At 41.2% G+C, this 12351-nt stretch carries 11 protein-coding genes; 7 read left to right on the top strand and 4 right to left on the bottom strand.

Going from position 1 to position 12351, the window contains the following annotated elements; all coding sequences use genetic code 11:
* Window positions 1–140 precede the first annotated feature (140 nt).
* Window positions 141–2171: a M3 family metallopeptidase gene (locus B4G94_RS26815; protein ID WP_286863156.1), complete on the bottom strand. Its 2031-nt coding sequence runs from the start codon at window positions 2169–2171 to the stop codon at window positions 141–143.
* A gap of 95 nt (window positions 2172–2266) precedes the next feature.
* On the opposite strand from B4G94_RS26815, the gene B4G94_RS26810 reads away from it, so the two are divergent.
* Window positions 2267–2569, top strand: a complete 303-nt coding sequence (locus B4G94_RS26810; RefSeq protein ID WP_286863155.1) for a hypothetical protein — start codon at window positions 2267–2269, stop codon at window positions 2567–2569.
* The gene (locus tag B4G94_RS26805) at window positions 2557–2793 is read left to right on the top strand and encodes a hypothetical protein (protein ID WP_286863154.1); all 237 of its coding nucleotides are present in this window, start codon (window positions 2557–2559) and stop codon (window positions 2791–2793) included. The genes B4G94_RS26810 and B4G94_RS26805 overlap by 13 nt, the downstream gene beginning before the upstream one ends.
* Before the next feature lie 117 nt (window positions 2794–2910).
* Here B4G94_RS26805 and B4G94_RS26800 read toward each other — a convergent pair whose 3' ends face one another.
* Window positions 2911–4116: a pyridoxal phosphate-dependent aminotransferase gene (locus B4G94_RS26800; protein ID WP_286863153.1), complete on the bottom strand. Its 1206-nt coding sequence runs from the start codon at window positions 4114–4116 to the stop codon at window positions 2911–2913.
* 213 nt (window positions 4117–4329) lie between these two features.
* Here B4G94_RS26800 and B4G94_RS26795 point away from each other — a divergent pair, with 213 nt between their 5' ends.
* The 4 genes from B4G94_RS26795 (at window position 4330) to B4G94_RS26780 (ending at window position 8888) form a co-directional block, all read left to right on the top strand.
* The gene (locus tag B4G94_RS26795; protein ID WP_108636415.1) at window positions 4330–5319 is read left to right on the top strand and encodes a cation diffusion facilitator family transporter; all 990 of its coding nucleotides are present in this window, start codon (window positions 4330–4332) and stop codon (window positions 5317–5319) included.
* Between the two features lie 148 nt (window positions 5320–5467).
* Window positions 5468–7258 carry a translation elongation factor 4 gene (lepA, locus tag B4G94_RS26790; protein ID WP_108636416.1) on the top strand — a complete coding sequence of 597 codons (1791 nt, stop codon included), beginning with the start codon at window positions 5468–5470 and terminating at the stop codon, window positions 7256–7258.
* A gap of 69 nt (window positions 7259–7327) precedes the next feature.
* On the top strand, window positions 7328–8215 hold the full coding sequence (locus tag B4G94_RS26785; protein WP_286863152.1) for a bifunctional 5,10-methylenetetrahydrofolate dehydrogenase/5,10-methenyltetrahydrofolate cyclohydrolase: 888 nt from the start codon (window positions 7328–7330) through the stop codon (window positions 8213–8215).
* 151 nt (window positions 8216–8366) lie between these two features.
* Window positions 8367–8888, top strand: a complete 522-nt coding sequence (locus B4G94_RS26780; RefSeq protein ID WP_121125904.1) for a hypothetical protein — start codon at window positions 8367–8369, stop codon at window positions 8886–8888.
* A 183-nt stretch (window positions 8889–9071) separates the two neighbouring features.
* Here B4G94_RS26780 and B4G94_RS26775 read toward each other — a convergent pair whose 3' ends face one another.
* Window positions 9072–9944, bottom strand: coding sequence for a serine hydrolase (locus B4G94_RS26775; protein ID WP_108636419.1), 873 nt, complete (start codon window positions 9942–9944; stop codon window positions 9072–9074).
* 153 nt (window positions 9945–10097) lie between these two features.
* On the opposite strand from B4G94_RS26775, the gene B4G94_RS26770 reads away from it, so the two are divergent.
* Complete coding sequence (locus tag B4G94_RS26770) at window positions 10098–10640, top strand: DUF1543 domain-containing protein (protein ID WP_286863151.1); 543 nt, start codon at window positions 10098–10100, stop codon at window positions 10638–10640.
* A gap of 121 nt (window positions 10641–10761) precedes the next feature.
* On the opposite strand, the gene B4G94_RS26765 is transcribed toward B4G94_RS26770, so the two are convergent.
* Window positions 10762–12246: an amino acid permease gene (locus tag B4G94_RS26765; protein ID WP_108636421.1), complete on the bottom strand. Its 1485-nt coding sequence runs from the start codon at window positions 12244–12246 to the stop codon at window positions 10762–10764.
* Window positions 12247–12351: the final 105 nt, after the last annotated feature.

Genomic DNA, 12351 nt, shown 5'->3' with positions numbered 1-12351 from the left:
TTCCGGTCAACCCCAATTATGTGTTACAAAGATATGATTTTTTTGATAAACCAACAAAATACATGATCATTTGTGAAGCAATCCAGTCGAAAATATTATGTATCCGTAGCCTTCTGGATAAAATTAGGGCTGCTTTTTATTTATTTAATCAATCCTGCCCGTTTGAGTAGGGGTTCAACAGATGGTTCCTGACCTCTAAAACGCTTGTAAAGCACCATTGGGTGTTCTGTTCCCCCTTTGGATAAGATGTTGTCCTGAAATTTATGGGCAATATCAGCGTTGAAAATGCCATTTTGTTTGAAATAATCAAACGCGTCTGCATCCAGTACTTCGGCCCATTTGTAGCTGTAGTAGCCTGAAGAGTAGCCGCCATTAAAAATATGGGAAAAGGCGGTGCTCATTGCATTTTCTTTCACATCGGGATACAACTTGGTGGATGCGAATTGCTCATCTTCGAATGTTTTCAAGTCAGCAATGGCATTTGGATCCTGTCCATGCCAGCCCATATCCAATAAACCAAAGCTTAACTGGCGCATCGTCGCCATTCCTTCCAGAAAAGATGCGCTCTCACGGATTTTTTCCACCAGTTCCATTGGGATCACTTCGCCGGTTTCATAATGTTTGGCAAACAATTCCAATGCATCTTTTTCGTAACACCAGTTTTCCATTACTTGGCTTGGCAATTCAACAAAATCCCAATAGACAGATGTACCGGATAAAGTCGGATAGATCGTATCCGCCAACATTCCGTGCAGAGCATGGCCGAATTCGTGAAATAGTGTCGTTACTTCCTGAAAGGTCAATAAGGAAGGTTTCGTTGCCGTGGGACGTGTGAAATTACATACGATGGATACATGCGGGCGTTCTTGCTTGCCGTTTTTTACATACTGTGGTTTGAAGGAAGTCATCCAGGCACCATTTCGTTTCCCTTTGCGTGGAAAGAAATCGGCATAGAATATAGCGAGGAGCTCGCCGTTATCTTTAGTAACTTCAAAAGTCTGTACTTCTTCGTGATAGGTTTCAATGTCCTTGACTTCTTTGAAATTGATGCCAAATAGTCGGTGGGCAACCTCAAATGCACCATGTAGCACATTTTCAAGCTTGAAATAGGGCTTAAGCTTTTCATCATCCAGATTAAAGCGTTCCTGCTTTAGTTTTTCTGCATAATAAGCGCCATCCCATTTCTCCAGCTGTTCAATGCCGTCCAGTTTCTTGGCAAAAGCACCCAATTCGGCGAACTCTTCCAGTGCCGCGGGTTTTGCTTTTCCAAGCAAATCATTCAGAAATTCGGTTACTTTCGCTGGGTTTTGTGCCATGCGTTCTGCTAATACAAAATCTGCGTGGGTCGCATAACCTAATAATTTAGCGCGTTCAAAACGTAGTTTTACGATTTTCAATACGTTTTCGACGTTGTTGTATTCATTGTCCTGAAAGGCCTTTCTTCCTGCCGCCAAGGTAATCTCCTTACGCAATTCGCGGTTGTCGGCGTAAGTGACGAATGGAAGGTAACTAGGAAAATCCAAGGTAAATAGCCAACCTTCTTTTTCATTGGCTTTGGCCAAAGCATGGGCTGCCTCAATGGCTCCCTCCGGAAGTCCGGCTAGATCCTTCTCTTCGGTAACAAGGAGCTGATAGGCATTGGTTTCCGCTAGGACATTCTCACCGAATTTTAATTTTAAAAGCGATAGTTCGGCATCGATTGCACGTAACTGTTCTTTCTGCTCATCGTTCAGTAGTGCTCCATTGCGGACAAAATCTTTATAGGATTTTTCCAATAGAGTGGCCTGCTCCGCCGTAAGCGACAGCTGATCTTTTTGATCGTAAACTGCTTTTACGCGTTTGAAGAGATCAAAGTTTAATGTGATGTCATTGCCCAAAGCGGATAATTTAGGCGCGACATCCTGCGCAATTTTTTCAAGTTCATCATTGGTCTCCGCAGAATGTAAGTTGAAAAAGATGCTGGATAATCTATCCAGCGTTTGCCCCGAATAAGACATCGCCGCAATGGTGTTGTCAAAGGTGGGTGCTTCGGAACTGTTGACGATGGCGTCAACTTCATCTTTTGTTTTTTTGATTGCCGCGTCAAAAGCGGGGATATAATCTTCGTTTTTTATCTGTGAAAACGGAGCGGTATCGTGCTTCGTTTTGAATTTTTCTGTTAAAATACTCATAAAGGTAAATGTAATAAATATTTATATGAAGCGCTAAAATCAATGAAAATTATGTGCTGGGAATGATATTTCTGGGAAATGGGTATCTTCGGAACATGAAACTGAAATCTATTTATCCACGGATATTAACGATCGCACTGATAATGATGATGACAATAGAGCTGCAGGCACAGCAAGACTGTGATTCTCTAAAGAAGGAGGTGCCCACGTTCTGTAAGCTCCTGGATGACGATGCGCGGGTAGAGTTCCCAAAAGATTATAAAAAAATTGCTGCCTGTATGGAGATTGATTCTGTCACGGAAATGCTGCTGGGCTATGATATAGTCAAGATGAAAGCATTGCAACTGCAGCGGGAAAAAAACAGCGTTTTCACTACGGTGACTGGATGGATATGGTAGTAGAACTGAAAGCAGGAAAGGAATACCGTAATGCCGTGCAGATGATGCAATTGATCCAGCATAGCATTAATCGTGCCGACTGGGCCCAATTACTGAGATTGATGAAAGAGAGTATGCTGCCTGGCCATTTAGAGGCTCTTGAACTGGATAAGGTAGAAAAAATGCTTTTTGACCCGAAGAACAAGGGAAGAAAATTTATTGAAGTGATGGAGCATATTAAATAAGAGAACCTATCGGATTATAACGCTGTGGAAAATACAGTGGGATTGATAAGACTGAGATTGATAAAAAAAGGCTGTCCAACTTTGTTGAACAGCCTTTTTTTATAGTGAATACTGATTTTATGCTAAATTGCCTAATGCTGCTTTGATACGCTTTAATGCTTCGATCAGACTTTCGTCTGAGGCAGCGTACGATAAGCGAATGTAGTTGTCATTACCAAATGAATCACCGCCTACAGTAGCGACATGACCAACATTCAGTAGATATAAAGCTAGATCAGATGAGTTCTTGATGATATTACCATCCTGATCTTTCTTGCCAAAGAAGGATGAAATTTCTGGGAAGAAGTAGAATGCGCCTTCTGGAAGATTGGTACGTACACCCGGGATATCGCTCAACAGATCGTAAACCAATTGACGACGACGCGCAAATGCTTCTTTCATTTTATTGACCGACGCTAATCCCTGTTCGTATGCAACAATACCTGCACGTTGTGAAATCGAGCAAGTACCTGAAGTTGTCTGACCCTGTAATTTATCATTTGCTGCCGCAATAGTTTTGTTGGCCGCAATATACCCTAAACGCCAGCCTGTCATCGCAAAGGCTTTTGAAAAACCATTTATGATGATAACGCGATCTTTGATGCTGTCAAACTGTGCTATGGATTCGTGTTTGTCCACAAAGTTGATGTGCTCATAGATCTCGTCAGAGAGAATAAATACCTGTGGATGCTTTTCGAAAACCTTAGCCAATGCTGCTAATTCATCTTTACTGTAAACTGTTCCAGTTGGATTGTTCGGTGAAGAGAACATAAACAATTTGGTTTTTGGCGTAATGGCCGCTTCCAATTGTGCAGGCGTAATCTTAAAGTTATTGTCGATTTCTGTATTGATAAATACCGATTTTCCCTCTGCTAAAACAACCATTTCGGAGTAGGATACCCAGTATGGTGTAGGTATGATTACCTCATCACCCGGATTGATCAACGTTAGGATCACATTAGACAGGGATTGTTTTGCACCTGTTGAAACAACGATCTGCGAAATATCATAATCCAGATTATTCTCTGTCTTTAGCTTATTTACGATCGCCTGACGCAATTCAGGGTATCCTGGTACTGGCGAATAACGTGTCCAGTTTTCATCCAAGGCCTTCTTTGCTGCATCTTTTACATGTTCAGGAGTGTTAAAATCAGGTTCACCTACGCTAAGGCTGATTACATTAACGCCTTTTGCTGCTAATTCGCGGCCCAACTTGGTCATTTTAAGTGTGGCCGATTCGGACAAATTATTTATCCTGTCTGATAAGTATGATGATGTGCTCATGGTAAGACAAAGATATTATATACGTTGCAAATAATTGTCTTTATTTTTGAAAATTTACAAAGAAAAGTACCGTTTTTATTGGGGCTTTGCTAACAAAAAAGCGATTGTCGCGATTTAGCCTGTCAATAGCGACATCTTTTTGATGTTGATGTGTAAAACTAATCAATTTGATTTGGCGTTATATCTTTACCTTTGCCCTACAAAATACAGGTCATGTCGAGACAAACAAGATTGGTTTTATTATCGCTGTTTACAGGAATAGGCTTAATGATTGTTAAGTTCGTAGCTTATTTTTTGACAGATTCCAGTGCCATCTTTACAGATGCTGCCGAAAGCATCGTCAATGTGATCGCTTCTGGTTTCGCTTTCTATAGTATTTATCTTGCGGCACAGCCTAAAGATGAAAATCACCCCTATGGGCACGGTAAAGTTGAGTTCTTTTCTGTTTTCCTTGAGGGGGGACTGATTTTTATTGCTGGAGCGATTATTTTAGCCAAAGCCTGTTATAATATCTTTTTTCCGGCAGAGATTACTCATCTCGAACAGGGGATCTATCTGATCGGAATCACCTCGCTGATCAATTTTGCTGTGGGATTTTATATCATGAAAAGGGGACGTGCCCTTGGGTCCATTACCCTAATTGCCGATGGTAAACACCTACAGGTGGATGCTTACAGTACAATTGGTTTGATATTGGGTTTAATCCTGATGAAACTAACGGGATTCCAATGGATCGATGTGGTAATCTCTATTATATTGGGGCTATTTATCTTGTTTAATGGCTATAAATTACTTCGGCAGTCTATCGGTGGACTGATGGATGAATCAGATACCGAGCTTGTGCAGGATGTGGTAGCGATTTTGGAACGTAATCGTAAGGCTGAGTGGATTGACGTGCATAATCTTCGGGTGCAGCGCTATGGCAACGAACTGCATGTCGACTGTCACCTCACTTTGCCAAGCTACTTCGACCTGGTAAAAGTTCATGATGAAATTTCTGCTGTCGATAAGATTGTCAATAAGGAAATGTCGGTGCGTACTGAGTTTTTTGTCCACGCGGATCCCTGTCTCCCACAATGCTGCCGTTATTGCCAAGTGGCGAACTGTCCGATACGTTCGGAAGAATTTAAAGGTAAGATTGCCTGGGATATGGATAAAGTGACCCGCAACCAGAAACATTTTTCCTATGCCGTAGCGGATTGAAAATGAAAATGCTTTCTGCTTGTGTCTCATGTGTATAGCAAAACTTTTCATCAGACAACTCTCAACGGATGAAAAATATACTTGATTCTATAAATATGTATAAAAAAAGGTATCTTTGCCTTTTAGCAAAAGAGTTTAAAAATCCTATATGAAGCACATTCGTAATTTCTGTATTATTGCGCATATTGACCATGGCAAAAGTACTTTGGCAGATCGCCTTTTAGAGTATACCAATACCATCAGTCAGCGCGAAGCACAGGCACAATTACTTGATAATATGGATTTGGAACGTGAACGTGGTATTACGATCAAGAGTCACGCCATCCAAATGAATTATAAAAAAGATGGTCAAGAATATATTTTGAACCTGATTGATACTCCTGGACACGTCGACTTTTCTTATGAAGTATCCCGTTCTATTGCTGCCTGTGAAGGGGCTTTATTGATTGTGGATGCCTCACAGGGTATTCAGGCACAAACAATTTCAAATTTATATTTGGCTTTAGAGCATGACCTGGAAATCATCCCGATCTTAAACAAGATGGATCTTCCGGGTGCGATGCCCGAAGAGGTGAAAGATCAAATTGTTGATCTAATCGGTGGTGAACGTGAGGCAATTATTCCTGCTTCCGGAAAGACAGGTCTTGGGGTACCAGATATCCTAGAAGCCATTGTTGAACGTATCCCACATCCTGTGGGGGATGCTGATGCACCGTTACAGGCCTTGATTTTTGACTCGGTATTTAATTCATTCCGTGGGATCATGGCTTATTTCAAAGTTGAAAATGGTGAGATCCGTAAAGGGGACAGAGTAAAATTCGTGGCGACTGGTAAAGAATATTTTGCGGATGAGATCGGTACGTTGAAACTTAATCAGGTACCCAAAGAAGTCATTAAAACAGGGGATGTAGGGTATATTATTTCTGGTATCAAGGAAGCGCGTGAAGTGAAAGTAGGGGATACCATTACACACAAAGACCGTCCTTGTGGTCAAGCAATCCAAGGATTTGAGGAAGTAAAACCAATGGTCTTTGCCGGTATTTATCCGGTAGATACAGAAGACTACGAAGAATTGCGTGAATCAATGCACCGTCTGCAGTTGAACGACGCTTCTTTGGTGTTTGAACCTGAATCTTCCGCCGCCTTAGGTTTTGGTTTCCGTTGTGGTTTCTTGGGTATGCTCCACATGGAAATTATTCAGGAGCGTTTGGAAAGAGAGTTTGACATGACGGTAATCACTACCGTTCCCAATGTATCTTACAAAGCGTATATGACGAAGGATAAGGAAGAAGTGATCGTGCACAACCCTTCGGACTTACCTGATCCAAGTAAATTGGATTCAATTGAAGAACCCTATATCAAAGCGAATATCATTACCAAATCGGATTTTGTAGGACCGATCATGTCGTTGTGTATTCAAAAACGCGGTACGATCATGAATCAGCACTACCTGACTTCGGATCGTGTCGAATTGGTCTTTGAAATGCCAATGGGTGAGATCGTATTTGATTTCTATGATAAGTTGAAAACAATTTCCAAAGGGTATGCTTCATTTGACTATCACCAGATCGGCTACCGTACCTCGGATCTTGTTAAATTGGATATCCGATTGAACGATGAGCCAGTGGATGCGCTGTCTTCTTTGATCCACCGAAGCAATGCTTACGATTTCGGTAAGAAAATCTGTGAGAAATTAAAGGAACTGCTCCCGCGCCAACAATTTGAGATCCGAATTCAAGCTTCTATCGGGGCAAAGATTATCGCTCGTGAAACGATCTCTGCGTTGCGTAAGGATGTAACCGCAAAATGTTATGGTGGTGATATCTCCCGTAAACGTAAATTGTTGGAAAAACAGAAGAAAGGTAAAAAACGCATGCGTCAGGTTGGGAACGTAGAAATTCCGCAATCTGCATTTATGGCGGTATTGAAATTGGATTAATAACATTTTAAATTATACAAAAAAAAGGAGCTCTTGGGCTCCTTTTAAATACAATCAAATCTCCTAAACATGAATCTATTAGATGGTAAATTAGTTTCCGAAAAAATTAAAGAGCAGATTGCTCTGGATGCGGCTGAATTTACAACTCAAACGGGTCGGAAACCGCATTTAGTAGCTATCCTTGTTGGTAACGACGGTGGTAGCGAGACTTATGTGGCCAGCAAAATGCGTAATTGTCAATTGGTCGGCTTTGAATCGACAAACATCCGTTATGATGAGACAATCACTGAAGAGGAATTGATCGCCAAGGTCAAAGAAATCAACAAAGATGATTCCATCGACGGCCTGATCGTTCAATTACCTTTACCAAAACATATTGATCCGGACAAGATTACCGAAGCAATTGATTACCGTAAGGATGTGGATGGATTTCATCCGGTCAACTTGGGGCGTATGCAACGTAATCTCCCCTGTTTTATTCCTGCGACACCGTATGGTATTATGTTGATGCTGGATTACTATAAGATCGAGACAGCGGGCAAACATGCCGTGGTGGTAGGCCGAAGCAATATTGTTGGTTCTCCAATGAGTATACTTCTGGCGCGTAATGCTAACCCAGGGAACTGCACCGTGACCTTAACGCATAGCCGTACAAAAGACCTAAAAACGGAGATACTGCGTGGAGATATCGTAGTGGCAGCTATAGGAAGAAAGAATTTCGTTACGGCGGATATGGTGAAAGAGGGAGCTGTGGTGATTGACGTGGGTATCAACAGAGAAACCTCAACTGAGACGAAATCTGGGTTTAAATTATACGGCGATGTGGACTTTGCGCATGTGGCACCTAAAGCATCATGGATCACTCCAGTACCGGGTGGCGTGGGCCTGATGACCATCGTTGGATTATTGAAGAATACATTGGAGGCTGCAAAGGGAACAATTTATCCGAAACACTAAAGTTTGTCTATTTGGCATAGAAGTTGTAAATTATAGACTAATTAATCATATAAATACAAACTTACATGAGCGTATCATGTGGTTGATGGGAGTCCAAAATGGATAAATACAACTTCATGATATCTTCTTGCCATTAAAAAACAAAATTCTAATGAAAAAAATTGCACTTTTAGCGGTAGTCGCAGGAGCATTGGTAATGTCTTCTTGTAACAATTCAGAGAAAAAAGCGTCGGATTCGACTGATACTGCACAAACAGTAGGCGAGCATGTAGATGCAGCGATTGCAGACTTAAAGAACGCCGAAGAAAGCGCGCGTTTGAAAGCTGAGGAAGCAAAAAAGGCTTTAGATGAAGCGATTGCCAAAGGTGATAAAGCTGCTGAAGAGAAAGCGCGTGCTGCTTCTGAGGAGGCTAATACCGCTTGGGAAAAAACCAAAACCGCTTTACGTGACGCGGGGCAGGATGTGAAGGAAGGGTTGAAAGACGCAAAAGATGCTACGGTAGATGCTGCGAATACAGCTGCCGATAAAACCAAAGATGTAGCAAAAGATGTGGCAGATGGTACTAAAAAAGTAGCTGGTGATGTTGCTGATGGTACTAAAAAGGTAGCCAAAGATGTTGCTTCCGGTACGAAAGAGGCTGCTAAAGATGTGAAAGACGCTTTTAAAAAATAGATGACGGCATTGGTTGCAAAGCCAGAAAATTGTATAGTTGAAAAACTAATCTGCGTAGTGCGGCATTAAGATAAAAAAAATAGGGAACTCTTCAGTTTCCTATTTTTTTTACAACTCATACCCAGTCTCAAGAATAGACCCGCAGCTCCAATGTCATCATGGTATAATCTTGAAGTATTCAATTTATTTATTGTAATAATCCCATAGTAGTTTGGAGAGTTTACGTGTCAGTATTTCTGCTGCATTGGTTTTGCCCCAGCTCTGATCCCCATTGTTTTTGGTGAATATGCTAAAGACATAATCGCCTTTGGGCGCATTGACCAACATTACTTCATTACGTACATCATCCAGCGATCCCGTTTTGGAGGCGGCCTTTACCGTCGCGGGAATTTGGGAGAGCCCTCTTTCGTCATAGAACATATTGCCCAGAAAACGATACATGCGATCGGAGGATTTTTCTGATATTACCTTTCCCTGACGGATCAGGGTCAGGAGATCGGCCATCTCTTTTGGCGTGGTCTGTCCCCAGCCATATTTTTCCCAGTCTGTCTTTCTTCCCTCAGTTTGCGAGTTTACACGCGTATGCTGCAATTGAAGGTCGGCCATTAGTGTGTTGATGGCCATTCCTCCGCCCGCAAGTTTTTGATTCCAGATGCTTGTGACATTGTCACTGTAAGAAAGCATAAGAGCGACAAGAGTTTTGAGGTCGACCTTGCTGCTGTCTTTAAAGAATTGCATCAGGCCCGAACCACCGTATTTTTGGCTCTCACGGTAGATAAGCTCCTGATCTAATTGCAACTGTCCTTTTTCAATTTTATCAAAGACACCCACTAAAATCGGGATCTTGACAACACTCGCTGTGGGAAAAATGCTGTCGGCTCCGATATTAACTTCCTTGTGTTTTTTTAGGTTATGTACATAGATACCTACTTCTCCCTGAAAACCCTGAATAAGCTGTTTAATTTGTTTTTCGAGTTTTCTATCAGTGCTTCGTTTTTGCCCGAAAGAGCATAAGGATAGAAATAATAACGTAAATGATAGTAAAATTTTACTCATAGTCAGGGGGTTATGTGTATTAAATGTGGTGAATAATCGTTATTTTTATTGTTCAGTGGGCTTAAGTTATGAAATATCCACGATTGAAAGCAAAAACAGGAATGAAAATAACCTGAATATTTGATATTCTCATACAAAGACAGATTATTGCATATGAAATTATTTATGATTTTGATTGGTTGTAAACCGAAAAATAGACGTACGGAACAACATGATATTTTTTTCGGAATCGGGAATGAACTGAAGGATTTTATAGACCCAATTAAAGATTTTTGGCCTGATGCCGATGGGAAAATTCATATTGATGCTTATCGGATCGTCAATAAGATTGGCGAGTATGAAATTGTGGTCGTGGAAAAAAATGATGCGGCAATTTCTGATACGGAATTGAAGTTGTTTTTTGTTAATCTGGGCGGTTATAAACCGAATGAATTTGATGAATTTCATTATAAAGAACTCATTGTTGCGCCGAATTTGGGAAAAGCTACTGAGAAGGCTAAACGAACTGTTTTTTGGAAACACCATAGCACGGCTCATATAGATGATAAATATGGCTTGGATGTCGATGATATTTATGAAATAGAAGATCTATTGCTTGATGCTGATAAGGAAAAATACCATATTCAAATTGTGCCCAAAACCGGATTGAAAGAAGATGTGATTGCAAATGGTTATTTTAAATTGAGCGCTTTGTAAGATATTGTCGGGGCGTAGATATATCAAGTGTTGAACAATAGCAAAAAAAATAGCGGGCTTCCTAAAAAGAAACCCGCTATTTTTTACCAAGACAGGTATCACTACGTGGTGTTTGTCTCAATTATTCTATACCTTGTTGATCGCTATGTTGTTTACGGATGACACTATGCTTCTTACCATAAACGAAGTAAATCAACAGACCTAAGGCCAGCCAAATTGCCAAACGCTCCCAGCTTTCAATAGGCAATGAAGCCATCATCAGCACGCAGACAATGATACCCATGATCGGAACAAAAGGAACTAAAGGTGTTTTGAATGGACGTTCCAGATTAGGATCTGTTTTGCGGAGTACCAATATACCTACACAAACCAATGTAAAGGCAAATAGGGTCCCTATACTCACCATGTGACCAAGATCAGAGACGGGAACAAATCCAGCGAAGATACTTACGAATACCATAAAGATTGCATTTGTTTTCCAAGGGGTCTGTCTTTTGGAAAGATCAGAAAATATTTTTGGAAGCAGGCCATCTTTACTCATGGAGTAGAATACCCGGCTCTGGCCAAGCAGCATGACAAGAATAACAGATGTATAACCTGCAATAATCGTAATAATTAATGCAGTATTCAGAAAATGATATCCTGTTTTCGCAAATGCCGTGGCTACTGGTTTGGCGTCGCCTTTAAACATCGTGTAATTTTCGATACCTGTCATTACATAGGAAAATAACACATAAAGAAGGGTACAAATGATCAATGAGCCGATGATACCAATTGGCATACCTTTTTTTGGATTTTTTGCTTCCTGAGCAGCAGTACTTACGGCATCGAAGCCAATGAAAGCAAAGAATACCACACCTGCTGCACGCAAAACACCGCTGATTCCAAAATGACCGAAGTCATCGCTCTTTAAAAAAGTCCATAGGCCTTGTTGACCATTCTTGACCATCTCTTCACCGGCATTTACAGGGATAAAAGGGTCGTGGTTTGCAGGGTTGATAAAGCTCCAGCCCAATGCGATAAAAATCAATACGACACCTACTTTTAAGATTACCAAGATGTTGTTTACGCGTGACGATTCCTGTGTTCCACGCATTAATAGTAGAGAAAGCAAACATACAATAATGATTGCCGGTAAATTAACCATACCACCTTCCCAAGGGCCTTTCAGTAAGGCGTCGGGTAAATGGATGTGGAAAATCATCAGGAGCTGATTAAAGTATTGCGACCAACTGACGGCTACGGTGGCACCGGCGAGGGCATACTCCAAGACAAGATCCCAACCGATGATCCAAGCCACAAATTCCCCCATTGTTGCATAAGAGTAGGTGTAAGCACTTCCGGCGACAGGAATCATGGACGCAAATTCGGCGTAACAAAGACCTGCAAAAGCACAGCCAACGGCAGCGATAATGAAAGATAGGATAACAGCCGGACCAGCATTCTCCGCAGCGGCAATTCCGGTTAAGGAAAATAGCCCTGCTCCAATGATGGCTCCAACGCCTAGCGCAATTAATCCGCCACTCGTTAATGTTCGTTTCAGTGTATGTTCACCATTTTCATTTGCCTCAGCAATCAGTTTAGGAATCGATTTTTTAAATAGCATAGGATTAATTCTTTACGATTATTTAGCTTTTTAATTGTTTAATTAATGTCAAATATAAATGATATCAACGACAAAAGGGAAGATTGCGCTTCCCTTTTGTAATAA

Origin of the sequence: Sphingobacterium sp. UBA7625, from assembly GCF_002484085.1 — a bacterium.
GTDB classification, from domain to species: domain Bacteria; phylum Bacteroidota; class Bacteroidia; order Sphingobacteriales; family Sphingobacteriaceae; genus Sphingobacterium; species Sphingobacterium athyrii.
The sequence above is the reverse complement of the archived record's forward strand: the minus strand, read 5'-3'. Positions and strand labels throughout refer to the sequence as shown.